Source organism: Vibrio sp. 1CM8B, from assembly GCF_023161685.1.
GTDB classification, from domain to species: Bacteria; Pseudomonadota; Gammaproteobacteria; order Enterobacterales; family Vibrionaceae; genus Vibrio; species Vibrio coralliirubri.
In genome coordinates, this window is record NZ_JALNTU010000001.1 from 516,516 (window position 1) to 539,847 (window position 23,332).

15 protein-coding genes are annotated in these 23,332 nt (G+C 44.8%); 9 read left to right on the plus strand and 6 right to left on the minus strand.

The window, feature by feature from the left end; all coding sequences use genetic code 11:
- Positions 1–139: 139 nt before the first annotated feature.
- Positions 140–964 (minus strand): AraC family transcriptional regulator, encoded by an 825-nt coding sequence (locus MSG36_RS02175; protein ID WP_019823315.1) that lies wholly within the window; start codon positions 962–964, stop codon positions 140–142.
- Between the two features lie 483 nt (positions 965–1,447).
- On the opposite strand from MSG36_RS02175, the gene MSG36_RS02180 reads away from it, so the two are divergent.
- From MSG36_RS02180 to MSG36_RS02190, 3 genes are all read left to right on the plus strand, one after another.
- Positions 1,448–2,551: a PEGA domain-containing protein gene (locus MSG36_RS02180; protein WP_248365979.1), complete on the plus strand. Its 1,104-nt coding sequence runs from the start codon at positions 1,448–1,450 to the stop codon at positions 2,549–2,551.
- A 242-nt stretch (positions 2,552–2,793) separates the two neighbouring features.
- Positions 2,794–4,623 (plus strand): SUMF1/EgtB/PvdO family nonheme iron enzyme, encoded by a 1,830-nt coding sequence (locus MSG36_RS02185; RefSeq protein WP_248365981.1) that lies wholly within the window; start codon positions 2,794–2,796, stop codon positions 4,621–4,623.
- A gap of 364 nt (positions 4,624–4,987) precedes the next feature.
- Positions 4,988–5,770: a helix-turn-helix transcriptional regulator gene (locus MSG36_RS02190; RefSeq protein WP_248365983.1), complete on the plus strand. Its 783-nt coding sequence runs from the start codon at positions 4,988–4,990 to the stop codon at positions 5,768–5,770.
- 101 nt (positions 5,771–5,871) lie between these two features.
- Here MSG36_RS02190 and pdxH read toward each other — a convergent pair whose 3' ends face one another.
- Entirely contained in the window at positions 5,872–6,507 is a 636-nt protein-coding gene (pdxH, locus tag MSG36_RS02195; RefSeq protein ID WP_017061203.1) for a pyridoxamine 5'-phosphate oxidase, read from the minus strand.
- 167 nt (positions 6,508–6,674) lie between these two features.
- Between pdxH and MSG36_RS02200 the strand changes: the two genes are divergently transcribed.
- The 6 genes from MSG36_RS02200 (at position 6,675) to MSG36_RS02225 (ending at position 16,242) form a co-directional block, all read left to right on the plus strand.
- Positions 6,675–8,597 carry an ATP-binding protein gene (locus tag MSG36_RS02200; protein ID WP_248365985.1) on the plus strand — a complete coding sequence of 641 codons (1,923 nt, stop codon included), beginning with the start codon at positions 6,675–6,677 and terminating at the stop codon, positions 8,595–8,597.
- Positions 8,598–8,665: 68 nt separating this feature from the next.
- Positions 8,666–9,961, plus strand: coding sequence for a response regulator (locus tag MSG36_RS02205; protein WP_248365987.1), 1,296 nt, complete (start codon positions 8,666–8,668; stop codon positions 9,959–9,961).
- Between the two features lie 112 nt (positions 9,962–10,073).
- Positions 10,074–11,465 (plus strand): HlyD family type I secretion periplasmic adaptor subunit, encoded by a 1,392-nt coding sequence (locus MSG36_RS02210; protein WP_248365989.1) that lies wholly within the window; start codon positions 10,074–10,076, stop codon positions 11,463–11,465.
- A 59-nt stretch (positions 11,466–11,524) separates the two neighbouring features.
- Positions 11,525–12,193: a transglutaminase-like cysteine peptidase gene (locus MSG36_RS02215; RefSeq protein ID WP_248365990.1), complete on the plus strand. Its 669-nt coding sequence runs from the start codon at positions 11,525–11,527 to the stop codon at positions 12,191–12,193.
- Between the two features lie 5 nt (positions 12,194–12,198).
- The gene (locus MSG36_RS02220) at positions 12,199–14,109 is read left to right on the plus strand and encodes a LapD/MoxY N-terminal periplasmic domain-containing protein (protein WP_048610189.1); all 1,911 of its coding nucleotides are present in this window, start codon (positions 12,199–12,201) and stop codon (positions 14,107–14,109) included.
- An 18-nt stretch (positions 14,110–14,127) separates the two neighbouring features.
- Positions 14,128–16,242 carry a type I secretion system permease/ATPase gene (locus MSG36_RS02225; RefSeq protein WP_248365991.1) on the plus strand — a complete coding sequence of 705 codons (2,115 nt, stop codon included), beginning with the start codon at positions 14,128–14,130 and terminating at the stop codon, positions 16,240–16,242.
- Positions 16,243–16,364: 122 nt separating this feature from the next.
- Here the strand turns inward: MSG36_RS02225 and MSG36_RS02230 are convergent, their stop codons facing one another.
- The 4 genes from MSG36_RS02230 to MSG36_RS02245 all read right to left on the minus strand — a co-directional run bounded on the left by MSG36_RS02230 (position 16,365) and on the right by MSG36_RS02245 (position 22,840).
- On the minus strand, positions 16,365–18,035 hold the full coding sequence (locus MSG36_RS02230; RefSeq protein WP_061037777.1) for a FapA family protein: 1,671 nt from the start codon (positions 18,033–18,035) through the stop codon (positions 16,365–16,367).
- Between the two features lie 420 nt (positions 18,036–18,455).
- A complete protein-coding gene (locus MSG36_RS02235) occupies positions 18,456–20,549 on the minus strand; it encodes a GNAT family N-acetyltransferase (protein ID WP_248365992.1) in 2,094 nt (697 codons plus the stop codon).
- A gap of 93 nt (positions 20,550–20,642) precedes the next feature.
- Positions 20,643–21,617: a ParB/RepB/Spo0J family partition protein gene (locus tag MSG36_RS02240; RefSeq protein ID WP_248365993.1), complete on the minus strand. Its 975-nt coding sequence runs from the start codon at positions 21,615–21,617 to the stop codon at positions 20,643–20,645.
- Between the two features lie 5 nt (positions 21,618–21,622).
- Positions 21,623–22,840, minus strand: a complete 1,218-nt coding sequence (locus MSG36_RS02245; protein WP_017061213.1) for a ParA family protein — start codon at positions 22,838–22,840, stop codon at positions 21,623–21,625.
- Positions 22,841–23,332: the final 492 nt, after the last annotated feature.

Sequence of the window (23,332 nt, forward strand, 5' to 3'; positions counted from 1 at the left end):
TACAATGGCTGCAGTGTATTTAGAGTATATAAGGATTACTTGTCAAAAACTCCGAGTTTTTTGCTAAAAACTCGCTTTATTAACAAAACAAACACAACGTCACATATGAAACTTTAAAATAATATGCCGTTTTGTTTCACTATTTAACAGAAATTTTCTTTTTGTATTGGGATGGAGACATGCCTTGAAGGCGTGAAAAGGTGTGAGTAAAAGAGGATTGACCGGAGAAACCAGCCAGCTCAGCGACCTGGCCAAGGCTAAGATTACCTTGTTCAATTAAACGGCGAGAACGGTCGATACGCTTACCAAGAACATATTGGTGAGGGGTAATGCCCATTTGCTCTTTGAACAGCATATGGAACTGGCTTTCGCCCAAGAATACGCTGCCCGCAAGCTGAGCGACAGAGATCTTATTCGCGAGGTGTTGTTCGATGTAGCGATCCAGTGCTTCAAGATCAAAACGCGAGTCTTTAATTGAGGTTTCAAATGCCGAGATGTGCCTTTGCATCAGAGCGATCACCGTGTCATTACAGGCACGGCTTAACAATAGATCATCCGGGCTCGCCTGCATTTCTTGCACCAACATATGGATAAGCTTTTGAATTTGCGCGTCTAATTGGAAGTAGACGTTCGATGATTCTAACTGGTTAATCTTCTCTAACATCAGAGGGTCATCATCGGTTGGCACTGGCATATTGAGCACTAGGATATCCGACTGACCGACTACCCCACCGAAAGCATGATCAGAGCTCGCTGTTACCACACAACCTTGACCCGGCCCGATAAGATTACCTTTACCGCAAACTTCAAATTCTGCCTGACCTTTTAAACCAATCACGACCTGAGAATAATGGTGATCGTGACAATCCATATGCGAAGGCAAAGTAATGATCTCCGCAGGGCGAGGGCCAGTAAGGCCTAGCGGGGACAAGTCTAGGTTTGGAAAGGGTAAAGGTTTTGGCATGACAGCAAAATACTCAGATCGACATAGTAAGAATAATACTCTGAAATCCGCATAAGATGAATTTGTAAATGATCATGAGAGTCATTTCCTCGCGTTAAACAGAAGATCATTACCGCGATCGTCTTGATCATGCCTCCGGAAAGATGATCAAGAGTGTACAAACTACGGGCATTGTAAAACCAATCGTTCCGGCGAGTTTAGGGGCTTCACAAGCAATCACACAAGCGCGAAAAACCATGTGGTCAATAAATGCTTCTTCACGCCAACATAATGAATAAATTTTCTTATATAGCTCAAATAATTGACTATAAACCTGTAAAAAGTGTATCCGAAGTACCGAAACTTGGCTTTTGAGTAGATTGGATAGCAATAAAACGGTATAAAGACGGGTACTGTGTTAATTGCTAATAACTAGTGACTCACAACTAGGAAGTAGACACTTTATTAACGAGCCAATTTTCAATCTACAAGTTGCAGGGACCTATGACTAACTTTCGAATTTCAGCGCTTTTACTTGCGCTATCCCCACTTTGGGTATCTGCATCGGTATCCGCTGAAGAACTGAATCAAGTCGATCCCGTTTCAGCTATCGATGCAAAGCTAACAGAGAAAAACTCAGATATTGAGCGTATTTCAGCAACCAAAGTATCGGCGACTGAAAACCTAAAACAACTTCAAAACAAGAACAGCAAGTTGTTACGCGAAGGTGAAGAACTTAAGGCAAAACGTAACAGAGCCAAGTCTGTACTCGACAAACAGTACAGTCGCTTGCTTGAAGATCCAGAAACGGATTTGGTCTCTTTCCAGAAAAGTTACCAAGACGCTTGGTCTGCGGTTAAAGAGAACCAATCGTCTCAACTAGATAACGAACAAGCGATCAACGAGAGCGAAATTCATCTTTCTCAAATCAAGCAAAAGCAAGCTCGCCTGAATAATGAGCTGGCAAACTTGAGAGAATCAAAAGTTGAAGCTCGCGTAAAACGTATCGCAACAGAACTGCGTGAAAGTGCGGTACTTGAAACCAACTACACCACCACATGTTCATCAACAATGACACTGGGTGAGTGTACTGCACAGGGTAAACACCTGACCAATCAAAAAGCTGTGCAAACGTTCAAGAGCAAATTACTTGAGCAGCTCACAGAAAGCACACTTGCGAAGCAAAACTTACAAGGTGTTCAGCTGAATATCCATGTTCAAGACAGCCAAGCGATCAAGAGCGGCTTCTCTGGTAACAACTCTTACTTCATGCAGATGCAAGCTCAACTTCAAGCAAAACCTGAAGCAGTGGCAGCGTGTAACCTATTGAATGTTTCGACTCGCTACTGTTTAACAGGCAGTGACGCAGCAGTCGTTAAGAAGAGTGACAAACAGTGGGCTAACGTGACGGTACGTTCTGATCAGTACAACGACTCAGTAACCATCAACGGCATTAAGTATGGCAGCACCCCTCTTGAGGTTGCGCTACCAAGTGGTCGTCACCAAGTAACCATTTCAAAACAAGGTTACGAGTCTTACAACCGCACAGTTACCATCAACGGCAGCGACACGATTTGGGTTAAGCTTCTTCCTAGCAAAGAAAGCTAAACACCCTTTCTATATAGAGCTGAGCCAATTCAAACGCTTAGCTCTATATCAGATAGCCGTGCCTATTTCACAAAGCTGAATGAACACTCGCCATTTTGTTGATAGTTATAAACTGTATGATCGTTACAAACTTGTATGGTCGTTATAACCTTATTTTATCGTTATAAACAATAGCTGCAGACGAAATGGCGTTCTCGTTTAGAATATTCGATTAACCTAAATTACGATTGAAGTAGCCCATCATGCGCCAAGGTCTTCCTACTCTATTATTTGCACTTGCTCCCTGCTTAATGACGCCAGCTGTTTTTGCTGAGGCAACACCACCAGCGATCGCGTCATCTGTCACCGACATTGAAAGCTCACTTTTCGAAAAGCATGCCGACTTAACGGCTGTTGAGAAGAAATTGGCTGACAAACAAAATGAAGTCGACAATCAGGCGCAGCAAACGGCACGTCTAGCTGAGTTATCAGCTCAAGCAGAGCAAACACTCACAAAAGCGAAAGCCAGCCTAGAGCAAGATTACACGCGCATGATTGATGAGCCCGATTTCGATATCTCGCTTGCTCAAAACCGCTTCCAAGACGCTTGGAAAACCGTAAAAGAGGGCAAGCTTGCGATTTCAGACTCAGAGCAGAAGCAGCAGGGCTTGGTGATGGAGCTTGAGGCTATCCAAGCCGAGAAAGCCGCGGCAGAAGCTTCAATCGCAAACCTGAACCAAGATAAGCTAAGAGCAAGAGCAGAGCGACTAAGAAACGAAATCACTCAGACGGAAGAGCAAACCGTTAGCTTTACCAACCGTTGCAGCAGCGATATGACACTGGCGCAATGTTCAGACCAAACGGTGACATTGGCACTTCAAAAAGCGGTAAAACAGTTCCAGCATAGCCTAGTGGACAACGCGACTGAATCGAAAACAGTGAAAGAGCACCTTGCGTCTGCTTCGCTGAACATTCACGTTCTGCAACACAAAGTGAAATCCTCTGGCTTCTCTGAAGATAACCGTTACCGAGCGGTGATTGCGGCGAACCTAGAAACTCGTCCAGATAAGAACACCCCTTGTCGCCTACTTGGTATTCAGTCATCAAATTGTTTCTCTCAAAGCGAGCAACAAGCCAACGACCAACAAAAAGAAGTCGCTTGGGTTAACTTGGTGGTTCGTTCAAATCAATACAACGACAATGTCTCTATCAACGGCGTAAACTATGGCAGTACACCGGTTGAAGTGATGTTACCGACAGGCCAACACATGGTCACGATCGAAAAAGAAGGCTACCTTTCTTTCCATCAAGAGCTGAAGATAGCCCGCGATCACAACCTACGAGCCGTATTGCAAGCCAAACAAAATTCATTGAATGTCGGCACCAAGTTTGCCGATCCGATGGGTAACGACATTCAGAGCCCTGAAATGATTGTTGTCGGCTCGGGTCGCTACCTACTGGGTGAAAACAACGCACAACAAGTGACGATCAAACAGCCGTTTGCATTAGCAGCAACGCCAACCCGTGTTCAAGACTTCAGAGCATTCGTAAAAAGCACTGACTACCAGACAGACGCTGAGCTGATGAATACCTGCGATACGTTCGTCAATGCAGAGATCACAACCGTTTCAGATAAAGACTGGCAGAACCCAGGCTTTAAGCAAGCTGATAACTCACCGGTAGTTTGTGTTAGCCAAAACGATGCCAAAGCTTATACACGTTGGTTATCTAAAAACACCGGCTTCACTTACCGCTTGCCAACACCACAAGAGTGGGAAGCTGCAGCAAGAGCAGGCCAAGACACCAACTTCTGGTGGGGCAGTGAATTCCGTTCAGGCAAAGCCAATACTGGCTGGGCGGGTACACCTTGGTCAAACGTTAGCACATCTCCAGTTAAGTCATTCCTACCAACGCCAACAGGCTTCTACGACATGGTGGGTAATGTATGGGAATGGACAACCGTTCAGAAAGGCCTAGCGAAGGGTGGCGCGTGGAGCTTCTCTCCTGAAGAGGCAAAGGTGTTTAACGAACTGTACGTACCGCCTTCAACGGCAGCGAACTATCTAGGATTCCGAGTAGTACGAGAGCTGTAGGCTCTCAATCACAAGCTCAGAATCCCAAATATTTACTCTAGGTTCTCAATTATCACATTGAGCAGCATTTATAGGGGAATTCCCCCCTTATGCATAAGCACTCCTAGGAGTAGATTCGTCGATAGAGTAGTAAGTCACTCTGGGTATCAAATTGATGCCTCAGTTTAATTTACCTGACCCTCGTAAATTAGACTGAAAATCTTCTACATGTCGACAAGGCATATCTTGTCTTTAGCCAGCCCCTCTTCAGGCTGGCTTTTTTTTGCCTGATTATCACCCTTTATGCCCATCGATTCTCCGTGATTGACACAGTTAAACAGCAGTCCGTTTAACTGTCAGTCACCCCTTATTTTTCGTACTCTAATTGCCATTGCAGCGCTATAAGAAACTGATATTATTGCCATACCTCAGCTTACGAGATAAAACCTTGCCAGATCCACTCAACTCCATACATCGTTCTTTATTCGAACAACTTCCAGGCTGCTGGGGCTGCAAAGATACTGACTCGGTCTTCGTGTACGCCAACCTTGCTTACAACCAATTGATTGGCTTAAAACCCAATGAGACTTGTACTGGCTTGACCGACTTCGACATGCCCAGTCAAACCACTGAGTGCGCACAAGATTTCAGAGCTCAAGACAAACATGTGATGGATACACGCAGTACCCTTAAGATCCTCGATATTCACCCCTATCCAGACGGACGCTGGCACGCCCATATCTTTACCAAAACCCCTTGGCTTGATGATGACGACAACGTCCAAGGCACCATCTTCTATGGCCAAGAGCTTACCGATACCGCGATCTTAGAGGTCGGTCATTGGGTTTGTCAGGCCACAGGGACAAAAGGCGATCAGGCATCGCTTGCGGGGTCAGAGCCGCGCGTGTCTAAGCTGCAAAAGCGGCTGACTTCGAGAGAATCAGAGGTGCTGTTCTTACTGCTTTTCGGCAAGAAACCACAGTACATCGCGTCGACGTTAAACATTTCAATCAAAACGGTCGAAGGTCATGTCGCCAGATTGAAACAGAAGTTCGATGCACGCAGCAAAAGCCAATTGATTGAGTATGCATTGGATTCAGGATTGGGCTCAGTGATCCCAGAAACTCTGCTCAAAAAACAGATATCTGTTGTTCTACACAGTGATTGATTTACTAATCAGCTGAAAATTCAGACAAAAAAATGCCGTTGATTTGATAAGTCTAATCAACGGCATTTTTGGATCTGTTAGCAGCTAAGCGATCAAGCAGCCTAAGGTGCTAGGCGATCAATATCCCAACTATTGTCTTGGCGAGAGAACAAGAAACGGTCGTGCAAGCGGTGTTCACCACCCTGCCAAAACTCGATGCTATCTACACGTACACGGAAGCCACCCCAGAAAGAAGGCACAGGAATCTCGCCTTTGGCAAACTTCTGTTTAAGCTCTAGATACTTACCTTCTAAAATCCCACGAGCTGAGATGCGGCTACTCTGCTTACTTGCAATCGCGGCCAATTGGCTCTCTTTTGGACGTGACGAGAAGTATTTCATATTTTCCATAGCGGTCAGCTTTTCAGCCGTGCCCGTAATATGAACTTGTCGCTCAAGTGGATGCCAAGGGAAGTGCAAACTGATTTTGCTGTTGTGCTCAAGCTGGTGCGCTTTACGGCTACCTAAGTTGGTGTAAAAAACGAACCCGTCTTTATCAACATTCTTCAGCAGAACAATGCGTTGGAATGGCTGACCATTTTCATCAACCGTAGCAACTGTCATGGCAGTAGGGTCCGTCAACTTCGCTTCAATGGCTTGCTCTAGCCATAGATTGAATTGCTCAATCGGGTCTGCGGCCAAGTCTTTACGTCTCAATCCACCCTTAGCGTATTCGCGACGAATATCTGTCAGTTCCATTTGGTTGCTCCTTTTAATTTTTTTGTGATTTTGCGCCGTAATCCTTTGAAACACAAGTCTAAGCCATGGTTTTGTCTCACAGAAGGTGCTCTGTGTTAACAAGATCTCGGTACTCTCTCCATCATATTGATAATCTTTATACAAACCGATGACAAGCAGAGATCCGAGTGACCAAAATACTGCCTAACCTAATGACGCCCTTTGTTTTATTCTCATTGTTATTGGGAGCTGCAGGGCTGACTGCAACCCACTTTATGGCAGTGCAATTCCAAGAAAAAATCGTCACTCAGCAACTCGATGAAGCGGCGAATAAAGCCAATCTACAAATCGATTCTGAACTGGATAAATTCAAACAGATCCCAGATTTACTCAGCCATGACCCACGCTTGCTCTCTTATTTTGACTCATCACCGCAAGCAGACAAGATTTCCGCTGCGCAGCTCAATCAATTGCTGTTTGAATGGTCGAATCAAAGCCAAGCCGACACCATCTATATTCACGACCCGAGCGGTACTGTGGTCGCTTCCAGTAATTACCAAAAGCCTCGTACTTTTGTAGGTGAGAACTTCTCGTTTCGTCCCTACTTTGCTTCTGCCATTCAAGGTAACAACACACAATATGTCGCGCTAGGCGCTCGCTCGAACGTACGCGGTTATTTTCTATCTTCACCTCTGTATATCGACAAGGAAATTGTTGGCGTTATCACCGTAAAAGTGAGTTTAGAGAACCTCGAAAACATCCTGACCAGCGACGACTTTGAGATCGTAGTACTCGACTCTAACCAAGTGGTCTTTCTATCAAGCCAAGCTCCATGGCTTTATCATTCATTGTTGCCACTAACGCAGCAACAACAAACGGATATCGCACTTCAACGCCAATACGGTCAAAGTGAAATTTCGATCATCGAAGCCTTTCGTTCTTCAAGCTCTCAGTCAGAAGCTAGCAACGCCAATCAATCTAGCAACCTTCAATCCAATGAAATCCGAAAAGAGCTCACCGCCAACCAGTTATTCAAGCTTGGTGCATTTAATCTTTACCCCGCTACCATCAGCAACAATCAGTACCAAGTTGTCGCCCTAAAAGAGACCAAAGCTGAACTTATTAAAATCTTTCAGATCGATGTCATCTTCGTAGTGATTTACAGCTTGGTGATGCTCATCGCTTGGTCGTGGCGCCAGACTTATCTCGCGAAAGTGGCGTTGACCCGACTCAACCAAAACCTAGAGCAAACCGTTGATAAACGTACCCACTACTTGAAGCAATCCAATCAACAGCTGCAACAAACCCTTTTTCAATACCAAGAGTCGCAATCCAAGTTAAAGCAGACAGAACAAGAGCTGACACAAACCGCGAAATTAGCGGTACTCGGCGAGCTGTCAGCCAGCATTAACCACGAAATCAACCAACCACTAGCAGCACTGCGAACCTACAGTGAAAACAGCTTAAAGCTACTGGAAATGGAACGAACCGATTTAGTGAAAAGCAATCTTGAGAAGATGATTGGCCTCAACAACACCATTACCGACATCATCGCGCGACTCAAAGTCTTTACTCGCAAGGTCACCAAACAAGAACATCATGTGGCGAACCTGCATCAAGCGGTCAATAACGCCACCAGCATTCTCAGTGCGCTGATGATCAAGCAAGGTATTACGCTGAGGCTAAGCACGGTGCCAGATGATATCAATATTGCGATTCATCCAACCGAACTAGAACAAGTACTGGTGAACCTGATTCACAACGCGACTCAAGCGCTTCAACAGCAAGTTCTTGAACAGAAAATCTTGCAGGAGCAACAAAACCTGGAAAGCGTTGACCAACAGGCTAGCCCACAGATAGGCATCGAATGGCAACTGCATCATGACGCTTGTCAGCTGATCATTTGGGATAACGGAATTGGCATGCCGAACGATAAGCTAGATCAGCTGTTCGACCCGTTTTTTACCACCAAACCGGAAGGCTTAGGGCTAGGGCTTTCAATATCGAAACGGATTATTGAAGCGTATCACGGCACGATCAGCGCGAACCGGTTAGAGCCTTCAGGCATGGTATTCTCGCTAAACATCCCGTTATATAACGATAAGGGCTAACACGCCGTTGTTATCGCTGATTAGAAAACGAATCTCACATACTGCTAAGGACTCGACTTTTGCACTCTATGCCTAAACTCTACTTTGTCGACGATGAACCCGCCATTCGAGACTCCGTAGAACAAGCCATGCTCATTGAAGGCATCGATATTGTCTGCTTTCCCAATGCTATTGAGGCATTAAAGAAAATAGATACCACGCAAGCCGGAATTGTCGTCACCGATATTCACATGCCGGTGATGGATGGCATTCAATTGACGCAAAAGTTACTGAGCCAAAATCCTCATTTTCAGGTCATCGTACTTACCGGACATGGTGACGTGCAAACCGCGGTGTCCTCGATGAAAGCCGGCGCTTACGATTTTCTGGAAAAGCCCTTTGTGGTCGATGCCCTACTCACTGCCGTTAAAAAAGCCGCAGATAAACTCGCACTGGTTGAAGAGAACAACCTATTGCGTAAAGAGTTGGCAATGCAAAATCAGGTTGGCCCAAAACTGATTGGTCAATCGCCATCGATGCAGGCATTACGCCGAGAATTGATCACCCTAGATACCAAAACCAACCCACTTCTATTGTTTGTTGGTGATTTAGGGACGGGGAAAAGGGTCACTGCACAATACACCCATGATTTACACAGTCATCAAACCGCAGAGCTTTGCCCTGTCGCAGCATTTAATTTACCACGCAGTGACGAAGCAACATTCCATCAGTTTATTTTGCAACTGTTCTTGAAGCATCAAGGTGGAACACTCTATATCCATGAAACAGAAGCATTAACTCAGGATCAATGGCAGTGGTTAGCGAATCTAAAACCCACTCTACTTCGTGAAAACTCATGCAAGACCAATGCAACTTGTATCATTATCGCAACTACAGTAGTTCCGACTACAATTACAGGTGAACTGCGCCGATTTAATTTACTACCCTTGGCGCAAAGAACGGAAGATATTGGCTCTTTGTTTAAACACTTTGCTCGCGGTGCAGCCAGTCGCTATCAACTGCCGCCACCCGTCATTACGGAAAAAGAGGTTCAGCGACTCATTGCAACGCATTGGACGGAGAACATTCGCCAACTTCGCCAACATGCCGAACTAAGAGTGCTGACTCAAATTAAACAGCCGTCGCTCGACAGCGATACTAATGAGCCAAATGACGACAATGAACTCGATATAAGCATTGAAGAGCAACAACAGTCGTTAAACCAACGCACCGATAGCTTTGAACAAATTATCTTGATTGAGGCACTACATCGCCATCAAGGTCGTTTAAAAGAAGTACAACAAGAGCTGCAGGTATCGCGAAAAACACTGTATGACAAACTAAGAAAGCACCAGCTCGATAAAACGGATTTCAAGAACCGATAGGTCTTAAAAAATATATAAATTCAAAGATTTAAAGGAACAAAATCTTAACATTTATCAGAAGTAAGAATACACTCAATAGGCTTGCACTTTTATTTAGCGAACAAGGACTGTTATGAGTCAGAAAAATTTCAGCAAATTGAACGAGACCGAGCTTGAGTATGTCGATGATAAAACAGCGGCACTGCTCCTCAATACGCCCACCAGTGCGCGTATTATGTTGTGGGTGATCGTTCTGTTTTTTATTGCTGCTATTGGGTGGTCTGCCTGGGCAGAGATCGACAAAGTTACCGTTGGCCAAGGCAAAGTCATCCCTTCCTCTCAGATCCAAGTGGTGCAAAACCTTGAGGGTGGCTTGGTTAAAGAGATCTTAGTTAGAGAAGGCCAAAGCGTTCAAAAAGGTCAACAACTACTATTGATCGATGACACACGATTCCGTTCTGACTTCCGCGAACGTGAACAACAAGTCGCGAACTTGACCGCCAACGTGTTAATGCTTTCCGCTTCCCTGACCAGTGTTGTCATCAACGAAGAGTTCTCTGAAAAGGAATGGAAGAAAAGTGTCACTCTCGATTATGGCAAGCTTGCGTTCCCACCTAAATTCTATGAACTTCAACCTCAACTGGTTAATCGTCAAAAAGCAGAATATCGTCAAGATCTCAATAATCTGAGAAACCAGCTTTCCGTTTTTGATCAACAAGTTGAACAGAAACAGCAAGACCTAGTTGAGATTAAAGCGCGTGTTCGAAACCTAAAACAGAGCTACCAGTTTGCTCGCCAAGAGCTGGATATCACCAAACCTCTCGCCGATGAAGGGGTGGTACCACGAATTGAATTACTTAAACTGCAAAGACAAGTGAACGATACTCGCCGAGAAATGACCTCAAGCGAACTAAAAATTCCTCTTTTACGCTCAGCAATCAAAGAATCCATGCTCAGCCGTATTGATGCCGCACTGAACTTCCGCTCCGAACAACAAGAAAAACTCAATCAAGCCCAAGACAAGCTCTCTGCAATGACCGAATCGGCCGTTGGCCTTGAAGACAGAGTAAACCGTACCGTGGTGGTTTCTCCTGTAACAGGCACCGTTAAAACATTGGGTATTAATACTGTCGGCGGTGTTATCCAGCCGGGTATGGACATCGTTGAGATTGTACCGACAGAAGACTCTCTATTGGTTGAAGCGAAAATCGCCCCGCAAGATATCGCTTTCCTACGCCCAGAATTGACTGCCATCGTTAAATTTAGTGCCTATGACTTCACTAAATACGGTGGTCTAGAAGGCGTGCTAGAGCACATCAGTGCCGATACCACTCAAGATGAAGAAGGCAATAGCTTCTATATCGTGCGCGTGCGCACCGAAAAACACAATTTTGGACAGAACGAAGAGTTGCCAATCATTCCAGGTATGACCGCCTCTGTCGATATCATCACGGGTAAAAGAACCGTGCTTGAGTACATGTTGAAGCCACTATTAAGCGCTCAAAACAATGCACTAAAAGAGTAAGGACGTTTGATGTTTGATAACGCCTTTCAATACACAGTAAATAGACAAGAGCAGAGGCTATGAAGTCTCGGATTTCGCTATTGCTGCTGGTCCTCACCTCTTTTACCTCAGTGGCGCTCAACAAGAGTGACCAACGGTGGATAGATGCGGTGACCAAAACCTACGGCGACAGAGCCGGAAAGCGAGTGGCAACATGGCGCTCAAATATGACGTCATACGACGGGTTAAGTGAACAAGAGAAGCTCAGGTCGGTGAACCAGTTCTTCAACCAGATGTACTTTGTCGATGACAACATACTGTGGGGAAAGAATGACTACTGGGCAACACCACTGGAATTTTTAGGCAGCAACGCCGGTGATTGTGAAGACTTCACTATCGCAAAATACTTCTCTTTACTTGAACTGGGCGTCCCAGATAAGAAATTACGATTGGTGTACGTAAAGGCACTTGAGCTAAATCAGTTCCACATGGTGTTGGCGTACTACTCAACACCGAGTGCAGAGCCACTAATTTTAGACAACTTAAACCCTGAAATTAAACGCGGTTCCAAACGCCCAGATCTACGACCAATTTACAGTTTCAACGGTAAAAACCTTTGGTTGATCAAGTCGGCGGCAGGCAGCGGCAAGTTAGCAGGGAAATCTTCAAGATTGAGCTTATGGAACGACTTACGTTCCCGTGAGCGCTCTCTAAAATTAAACAAACCCATTATCAATTACGATGAGTAGGTACAATGACTTTATATAAACAGCTTGTGGTCGGGATGGTTGCAGTGTTCATACTGCTGATGACGTCAGTTTTTATGATCGAATTTAATACCACCCGTGGATACTTAGAGGAGCAGCAACGCTCTGAGGTAAGTAATACCATTAATACTGTTGGACTGGCTCTCGCCCCTTACCTAGAAGAAAAGGACAAGGTGGCAGTGGAGTCTGTTATCAACGCCTTGTTTGATGGCAGTTCTTATTCCGTCGTTCGATTAATCTTTCTCGACAGCGGTGAAGACATTCTCCGCTCATACCCTGTAAAGCCAACCGGCGTACCAGAGTGGTTTACCAACCTAAACCTGTTCGAACCTGTTCATGACCGCCGCGTGATCACCAGTGGCTGGATGCAATTGGCCGAAGTCGAGATCGTAAGTCATCCAGGTCCTGCCTACGATCAACTTTGGCAAGCATTCATCCGCTTACTGAGCATCTTTGGCACGATCTTCTTGCTCGGTTTGGTATCTATTTCTTGGATCCTTAAGCGCGCTTTACGCCCGCTCTCGTTGATCATTACCAAAATGGATCAGATCGCCAAAAATCAGTTTGGTGAACCTCTAGCTCGTCCAAAGACAAAAGATCTGACCTTGGTTGTCGATGGTATCAACCACATGTCGACTCAAGTTGAACTGGCATTTAAAAACCAAGCGAAAGAAGCTCAGAAGTTACGTGAAAGAGCGTATATCGACCCTGTATCTCAGCTAGGTAACCGTGCTTACTACATGTCTCAGTTGACTCAATGGTTAGAAGAGTCGAGCTTAGGTGGTTTAGCGGTACTTAAAGCGGAGTTTATTAGCGAAGAGTACGATGAAAAGGGCTATCAAGAAGGTGATGCCTTGGTTCATCAACTGGCTGAACAGCTGCAAGCTTCAATCTCATCACCAGATATCACCATCGCTCGTATTTCTAGTGACGAGTTCGGTTTCATCATGCCAAACATTGATGAGAGCGAACTGAAACTTGTCGCGAGCAGCATCGTAAACTGTATTCAGAGCCTAGGTTCAGACCCAACAGGTACTGCGAACCCACACATTGCTCTTGGTGTGACATACAGCAACAAGCGTAAGACCAGTACTGAAATCATGTCGCTGGTGGATAACGCGCTTTCAAGTGCCAAGGCGAATCGAGAACTTGCTTACGGCTACGTAACCGCAGACGATCACGGCGCTGTGATGGGCAAACAACAATGGCGTATGTTGGTTGAAGAAGCGATCATTAACGACCTCATTACCTTCCGTCTGCAGGCTGCAAACAATGCCTTTGGTAAAACGTATCACCAAGAAGTATTCTCTGCGATTGAAAAAGATGGTGTGCGTTACGGCGCCAACCAGTACTTATACGCGCTAGAACAGCTTGAAATGAGCCACATTCTCGACCAATACGTTATCGAGAAGATGATTGAAAAGCTCAATGCAAAAGAAGTAACCAGCCCTGTCGCTATTAATATTTCGCCAAGCAGTATTTCTCAACCAAGCTTCATCCGTTGGATCGGTAAGACGCTTGAACAGAATGCTTCAATCGCTCACCTGTTGCACTTTGAGATTCCAGAAAACTGCTTCATCAACGTTCCGCACTACACGGCACTATTATGTAACACCATTCGCAACGCTGAAGCGGTGTTTGGTGTCGATAACTACGGACGTAACTTCCAATCACTGGATTACATCAACGAATACCGTCCAAGTTATGTGAAACTAGATTACCTGTTCACACATAACCTTGATGACGAAAAACAGAAGTTCACCTTAACATCGATCTCTAGAACCGCTCACAACCTAGGCGTCACCACCATCGCGTCACGAATAGAAACTCAGACTCAGCTAGATATCCTGTCTGATAACTACGTAGAAGTGTTCCAAGGCTTCATTGTTGATAAATAGTTGTAAGGGTTATATCACATGCAAGATCCACTATTGAACTCACTGATCTACGTTAGTCGGTATTACGGGTTAGCTAACTCGCCCGAAGCGTTGATCAATGGGCTACCACTATCAGACGGAAAGCTAACCCCTTTCCTATTCCCACGTTCTGCTGAGCGAGCGGGATTAGTGGCGAAAGAAAACCGTTCCGACTTAGAAAAGATTCCTCACCTGATTCTGCCTGCAGTTTTACTGCTTAAACAAGGTGAGGCGTGCGTTCTCAACAGTATCGATTTAGAGAAGCAAGAAGCGGAAATCATTACAGCGGAAAGCGGAATGGTGCCAATCATCATTCCTGTCGAAGAACTGAAAGAACAATTCATCGGTCGCTACTTCTTGGTAAAGAAACAGTTCCGTTATGATGAACGTTCACCAGAGGTTCTAAAAACACGTAAAGGGCATTGGTTTTGGAGCACCATTTGGGAATCTAAAAACATATACCGAGATGTGTTGATCGCCTCCATTCTGATCAACATCTTCGCAATTGCCGCGCCGATGTTCACTCGCTTGGTGTACGACAAAGTAGTCCCTAACCTCGCCTTTGAAACCTTGTGGGTGCTAGCGAGTGGTATCTTCGTCGTATTCCTATTCGATTTGCTGCTCAAATTGATGCGCAGCTACTTCATTGACGTTGCCGGTAAGAAATCCGATATTCTCATTTCCTCCAAGCTGTTTAGTAAGGTGCTAGGGATTCGCATGGAAGCAAAGCCTGCTTCTGTCGGCGCTTTCGCTAAAAACTTGCAAGAGTTCGAATCCATTCGAGAATTCTTTACCTCTGCAACCATTGGCTCGTTAATCGACTTACCCTTCGCACTGATGTTCTTAGCACTCATTTGGTTAATGGCAGGAAACCTTGTGTTCGTTCCCGTTGCTGGCGTGGTTATTTTGATCATCTACGCGTTGCTAATCCAAGGCCCACTGCGCCGTACCATTGAGGAAGGCTCTCGTCTTGCTTCGCAGAAGTACGCGAACTTAATCGAGAGTTTGGCAGGGTTAGAGACGGTTAAGCTGTTCAGTGCGCAAAGCCAATTCCAATTCCGTTGGGAAGAAGCTGTTGCTCACATGGCGAATTGGAATATCAAAAGCCGACGCATCACAGACAGCATCCAAAACACCGCCGGCTTTGTTCAGCAAAGTACTAACGTTGGTATGATCATCTTTGGCGTGTATCTAATTGCAGAAGGTGAACTTACGATGGGTGGCTTGATCGCTGCAACCATGCTGAGTGGCCGAGCGATTGGTCCGCTTGTTCAGCTGTCGCTACTTTCGACTCGTTACAACCAAGCGAAGTCATCAATGACTCTGATTGAGCAAGTGATGTCGATGCCTGATGAACAAGAAGAAGGTAAACGCTACATCCACCGTCCAATTATTCAGGGTCATATCGCGCTAGATAAAGTGACGTTCCACTACCCTGATTCACCAGTGGCCTCTATCAGAGACTTAACCCTCAATATTAGTCCTGGTGAGAAAGTAGCAATCATTGGTCGTATTGGTTCAGGTAAAACCACACTAGAACGTCTGATTATGGGCCTCTACAAGCCCACAGAAGGCCATGTACGCATTGATGACACGGATATGGAGCAACTGCATCATGTCGACGTACGACGTAATATAGGGTGCGTGCCGCAAGACAGTAACTTGTTCTACGGTTCGGTAAGAGACAACATCACCTTAGGTCGCCCTTTGGTGGATGACCGTGACGTGATGGATGCAGCGAACCGTGCAGGCGTAACTGCGTTTACTCAGCAAGATCCTGCAGGTTTAGAACGCCAAGTCGGTGAAGGTGGTGCCTTGCTGTCTGGTGGTCAACGTCAGTCAATTGCCATTGCGAGAGCCTTTCTAGGACGCCCGCCAGTATTGCTAATGGATGAGCCGACCAGTGCTATGGATAACCGTTCAGAGATGCACATCAAACACCAACTAAACCAATTGCTACCAAGCGAGACGTTAATTCTAATTACACACAAAACGTCGATGTTGGACATTGTCGATCGAGTGATCGTAATGGAGAAAGGCTGCATCATTGCAGATGGTCCAAAAGCACAGGTTCTTTCAGACCTTAAACAAGGCCGAGTGAGAGCCGTTAGTTAGAGCGCTCAAGCCATCTAAATAAATCATTATCAGTAGAAACCAAAAGGGGAGCATTAGCTCCCCTTTTTCTATTTGTCAGTATCGTCACCTAAGCCACACATCACTCATGTTCAACACAAAACCTACAAAGCAATATCCTCTTGCTCCATCTTGAATGAACATTGGATCTCGTATTGGTTGAATGAGAAAACACTTCCGCCGTGAGTTCGCTTGGTTGTGACTGTCTCATCACCAAATTGAATCGTCACTCGGGTATACACTTTTTCGTGTACCTCTACCGTGCATTCAGCAAGGTTGGTTTCAAACTCCGCTTCGAGTGTATCTAACTGCGATTTTGTATTTTCAATTGCGAGGTTGTTCTTCTCTCGTTGCTGCTCAATTTCTAGAGCTTGCTCTTCGCTTCTCTCGGCTTTCGGACGCTTCTTAAATTCTAATTCTTGGCGAATCACACCCATGGTTTGCTCTTGCGTATGTTTATAAGTTTCCTTCAGCTCAGCTATCTTCTGTCGGTAACCATCGTATCGCGCAAAGCCATGTACTTTAGTTGCGGTGTCTCCCTCAACGCCTAAGAAGACACATTCTACTTTCCCGCCGACTTTGGCTTCACCACCGCTGAGCGTGCCGTGTTTTTTCAAACTGTCCATCACGATAAGGTTGTTACCACAGCGAATGTCATTACTCATACTGTGCACACCAAGTCTAAGGTCGTTGGCCGTTTGTAGCTCGGCATTCTGTGCGTAGCTTGCTGTGATAGAGCCTTTGCTAAATACCTTACAACTTTTTGGCTCACCCTCTTTGGTCGTATGGCCGATAATGCCTTTGGCGACTTTGATATCCCCCTGAGCTTGAACTTCGGCCGATTCGATAAAGCCACCAACCGTAACACTTCCGGTCGCCTTGACGATCATCCCCGGCTCGATGTTGCCAGAGACAAACACATTACCTTTAAATTTAACGTGCCCAGTTGAGACATCGACGTTGCTGACACATAAGGCGTCGTCCACTTCGATGGTTCGATCTTTAATGATGGGCAATCCAGGGTGTGAGGCGAGTAGTAAGTTGGGATCTTCAGGGGAGATATAGGTGCCCTTTCCAGGCTTGATTAAACTGTCTTGTCCAGGAAGCGGTGGGATAATTCGGCCTTGAACGGTAAAGCCAGCTATACCTTTGGTAGCGGGGGTACGTTTCATTAAGTGATCATTTTGACCAACGGTAATGGTTTGTCCCAAGTCTCGCATATCAATCTTGCCTTCGTCCTTACTGCGAGGCTTCAATACTTGACGAGTAATATCTTCAACCAAAGCGGCAAACTTAGCGTCTTTACCTTTTACTGGTTGTGTCCCTTTAGCGACTGGCTGAGTAAACTTTTCACCGGGCTTAAGTTTGCTACTCATCATCAGAACTTTTCTGAGCGCTAACTTATTTATTCCTTTTGTTATTTGAGCTTGAGATAAACAATGAATGATGTCGCTGCCACGCAGTGGGTGTCCATCGTATGGACCAGTGACCACGAGACTCGCCAACATCTCATCATCAGACAGTTCGACCGCAACAGTGGCATTTCGAACTTCGGCAATCAAGATTCCTTCATAAGCTTCACCCTTACCTTCTTTAGCAAGAGTAACGAAACGCAACACCTCTTCTTCGAAAAGAAAATAGTTTGATGCATTCAAAGCTTCCAAGGTTGGTGGCAGCGTCTTGTTATCAAAGCTTGCGTCAACCACAGTCCCGGTTGGCAGACATGCCATTACTTGTTGCTTGTCTTCCGACAATGTAACGATGTTATCCCACATTCGAGTTGAGTATCCCTAATGACTCAGTTGTTATTCAGTCTATATAATTCATTCTGCGCTGAGTATCACATTATTAGAATAATCAGCGTCACATCACTTACTTTCGATTCTGCAAACATGACTCATAAATAAGACTTACACATTTTATGATCTGCTTCGCCTTTACAAATACATAGGAAAATTTTTTCAGAATATTTCGTGTGATTGAATGTCGATTCGATATTGGTGCAAGATAGTAAAGGCGAATAGCTTTAGAAGATTAAAGGCTGTCATGGAGAGATGAAACGGAAGTGATGAAACAGATAATCAGGGTAAAAACGGATTTCAATATGGAGCTTCAGTTTACAGTGTAAATCCAACATTCTAATTTACACTGTAAATCTAATTTGTAGCGATCAGTCTATTTAAATGATGGCTAGCCTATTTACACTGTAAATTTGCTAACAGAGCATCGACATCTTTACGAAACTGAATCTCTGCTTGTTTACGACCAACCAGATTAAACTGTTCGACACAAGCCCCCCACTCTTTCTGCTGAACAACCTTTGCGATGAGTAAGTCAGAAATACCTATGTTTCGATCGTTACTGAGTAGAATCAAGTTCAGTACGCTGAAGCTGATCGCATCATAACTGTTGCCACCGTTCACGTAATTTCTAACTAACTGAGTTTCAAACTCGCTAACAGTTTGGACACTCTTTGGCAGCAGAGCTTGCACCATATCGGTTTCAAGTGAAACCAAAGAACCTGAAACAAGAAAACAGTAGCTACGCTCGAAGTGATTTTGAACTGGATTTATCCAACTTTGAGAGTTTGAGTTAAGCGCCTTAACCATCAGAACCGAGTGACAGCCACTGGCCTGATCTCGCTGGTGGCCGATGTGCACAGCTTCAAAATCACTACCACGCCAAAAAGAAATCAACTCGCTGGTCGCGCCAAAGCTTGTCGCCAGATAATCTGCTTGGCTGGTTTGATGTGATAACTGAGCCAACATCCAACGACCAATACCCAAACCTTGATGACGCGTTGAAACAGCAATGCGCATAATTCGAAGGCAACAACTGGTCGCCGCATGAGTACAGCCAAGTTGGTTTGCCAGTAATACAGGAGCAAGGTGACCTTGAGGCCTACGTTTTCCAAGTTGAATTTGAGCAATCAACTCGCTATCCAAACCACCCTCTTCCGTCACTAACATACAACCTAAACATTCATTTTGCTGCCAAGCGGCGTACAAACGGATTGCTGGATTGTTGAGAAACTGCATTAAGTCATTTGGCGACGTCTGATAGTGCGCATCCACAAGAAGAGAAAAACATTGTTGTAGCTGCTCAGGATTAGCCAAGCATTCTGCTTTTGATAACTCGACCAAGTTTAATTGGTTGATTGCGTCAGCAGAAAAGCCTTCGATTACATCAACCGTTGATTCAGTGACTGATGCGTCATTACCAAGTAGGAAGCAATCAAACAACCAAGCTTCTAGCGGATCGTTGTTATTCCAACGAATCGGCTGTTCGAGCTTAAAGCCTTTCCACCCCGGACGATGCTCAGAAAGCCAAGATTCAAACTTAATTCCGAACCCTCGCCCACTGCCTTCGTAACCATGTACCGTGGTTGAAAAGACCATACGGTGATAGATGTCGACCATGGATTTAAGCATCGGAATTGGAATTGCAGCTGCTTCATCAACCAATAACAGATCGCAATCAGGCTTAGATTTAAGTAATTCATCTGCTGCGACGAATCTTAAACTGCCACCTTGATGACGAATGTGAGTAGCGTTTACCACTTCGCAAGATTCTAACCCTTGGCTAGCATGAGAAAATACCGGCTCTACCGCTTTCACTGAAGGCGCGGTAACAATAATATTAAACCTGTGACGCTCAACTAACAGCTGCGCTGCGGCAATACCCAATGTCGAGCTTTTACCACGCCCTCTATCCGCAGTGAGAATCAAAGGACGTTTACGATGTCCAGACACTACCTTTTTAACTAATTCAACAGCCGTGTTTTGCTGTTCAAATTTATCCAATCCGTTTTGGGCGCTTTGCATCTCAGGAAGAGCGTGAGTTGCTTGAACTACATCGCCGACTTCATTGTGCTGTGAAACAGAAATCAGTTTATCGAAATGATGTTTTAGCCAACGTTGACCAAAGCTCTCGCTATCTTCAGAGGCATCAACTTTTGGCGGCAACACCAACAGCAGCCCACCACCGACTAACGAACCCAGCGCAGCACTAAAACCATTCGCATCAAACTGCTCTCTAAAGTCACAAACCAGAACTTGGCACTCACGACCAAGCAGTTGTTGGCCTTTTTTTACTGGAGCATGAATCACACCTTCAAATGGCGTACCGCCGATCTGGAAGGTGCTCGGAATGAGTGAGTCTTGAAGGAAGGTAAAAACAGCAGAGTTTTGCCAATCAAAATCGCCATCAAAGACCACGCCGTAACGGTGATCATTATGTTGAGCAATATTAGAAAGTGTATGCAAAAAAGTGTTGGTTGGGTTTGTCATAGTTAGCGTCCAGATTCATCTAAACACAGTTTATCACAGCCAAATAAAAAGCCGCATAAAGCGGCTTTAGAGGAGTAATGAAAAGTCGTCGACTTAGTCGAGCTTCGATTGAACGAAGGCGAGGATTTCTTCCATTGTTGCATCATCAACTTTCTTAAGGTTCAACGCCAAGTTTAAACCCTTGCGGCTGTATGATGCACGGCCCTTAATAAGCTCAACTTTTGGAGAAGCTTTCTTCGCTGGCGCTGGCGCCAATTCAAGAATCCAACCTTCCAAAGTTTCTGTCACGTCTTTGGTTAGACGAGTTACGCCTTGAGCTTCACTACGCTGCCATACAAAACCTTCAGAAGCATCACACTTAGTAAGCAGTGTTTGCTGCTGTTCACTCGTCAATCCACCAAACTGCTTGTGCAGTTTAACAATAGTTGGACGACCAAGGTCGCTCACATTTGGGTAAGCTTGTAGCAATTCAAGTGGCAAAGCGGCCGCTTTCAATGCACCACTCACCAAAGCTTCACTGCACTGGAACATTTTCGCCAGTGCTTTCTGGTCTTCAGCTTCGCCTTTATCGAGCTTCGCTTGCATCTCTTTACCCTTCTCATAAAGAGAAAGCGGTTTATGAGCGTTAGCTACGTCTGATAGGAACTTAGCGTGTTCGCCGTTAATGTTTTCAGCAACATAGATTAGGAATTCTTTGTCAGCCAAAATACATGACATACGACGACGGCTACCATCAAGAACTTCAATCTTACCGTCTTTGTTCTTACGACCAACCGCAGGGTATTGCTGACCACGTTCTTTCAATGTTGTAAGAACATCAGAAAGCGCGTGCTCGTTTAAGAAAGATTGCTCACGAGCGTTCTCTTCAAAAACAACCGTTCGAGTTGCCACTTCAGCCGCGGGGATTCGAACCAATTCAAATGAAACCAGATCTTCTCCAGCAACAGAAAGCTCGATCACTTGAGCCTGTTCTTTTGCCGCGGTTTGCGCTTCTTGTGGTGTTGCTACGCGACGTTTGTTTGCTTTACCAAATAGCTTTGCATTTAAGTCAGATGTTTTAATTGCCATTGTTGTTATCCCTGATTAAGTGAAGGCCAGTTGCTATGTAATACGCGCTCTAATTCTAGAGCACTTTTTTGTACTGCGTCTTGAGCAACAGCTAGAGTTTTCTTACCGCCCTCAAAGTCGCTCACCGTTAGATCGAAAACCGTGCTGTAAGTATCGGCACAGGTTTCAAAAGCACGGCTTCTTGGAATGGTTGCCATCATTACTTGGTCATTCAACAGGTAGTTCATTTCAGTCAGAACTGACACCTGTTTCTTGTTATCGTCTTCAAACATGGTTGGCATTAGACGAACAAATTCTAGCCCTTTCCAGTCATCCGGGAACATTTCGTAAACCGTTGGTAAGTGCTGGAAGAAGTTAACCGTTGAAGCCCAATCCAAACGCTTAGCAGCACATGGAATAAGAAGTGCGTTCGACGCGTACATTGCATTCCATACTAGAGGGTCAACGTGCGGGCCGGTATCAATCATAATCACATCGAAATCATCGGCGATTTTGTCGATAAGCTTCTCTTTTAACAGACGAACAATATCAAGTGACTGATCTTGTGAAAGGCTTTGCCACGCTTCAGCGTTAAACATCGCATCTTCTGGGAAAGCAGAAATTGTCTTCAGGTTTGGATACTGAGTTGGCAATAGTACGTTCTTACGAAGAAACTCTAGATCGACGTCTTGGCCTTCAGGCACGTTGTCCAACATGATATCGACAGCAGAATAGATGCTGTCGTGCTCTGCCCCACTAATTTGTGGATTTAAGAACAGACGCAAAGAGCCCTGTGGATCCAAGTCAATCAAACAGATACGGTAGCGCTTATCTAAATTCAGAGACAAACAAGCAGCTAAGTGAACCGCTGTCATTGATTTACCCGTACCACCCTTCTGGTTTTGTACGTTGATAATCCATGGCTTATTGTCAGCGTGCTGCTTACGCTCATGGAACTTTGGCACTTCTGCCGCGTCCATCAGCATGTGAGCTTCTGTCAATGAAATCGAGTAATGATTGGCGTTGTTCTTTGTAAACTGATGGCCATCAGCTTCAAGTTTAGTGATCGCTTCATCGAGTTTACGACGCGTTAAACCAGAACGAGTCTCCATCATAGCTTTAGACATTGGAGGGAAATGTTCATCACTTCGCTCTTCCAAAATAATCTCAATTCGGTCAGCCTGAACTTGTTGAGTTTGTTCGGCTAGCTGATAGAGCTTATCAATCGTTTGTTCTCTTTTCATTGCCAGTTTCCGTAATGATTAACTAAGTACAAATTGTACAGCGATTAACAACAAACACAACAAAAACATGAACATACATTTATGAGTAAAATCACATAAAATAGACCGCGTTTTTACAATTTGATGAAACATCGCCTTAGACAAACACAAAAATCACCGTTTTTATCATGCATAACCATGTTATTTCCACCCTACATTTAAAATGTTACAGCATCACTTATTTACAATGTAAATGGAATTTCAGAGAAAAACCTTCGGAACGATTGAAATACAACCGTAGATTACGGTTGGTGTGATTTGCATTCGAATTTATAGATTTTCAATACAATAAAAATAAAAAAACGCTCAATGAACAAAAAGATTCAAAACAGAAGAGAAGACGGGGTGTCAAAAAACAACAGAGGATTGAAGCCTAACCGGAAGAATGATCATGGAACACATCCAGTGTAAGATAATTAATAACGCCAAATTATGAAGCATGATCAAGGCGTA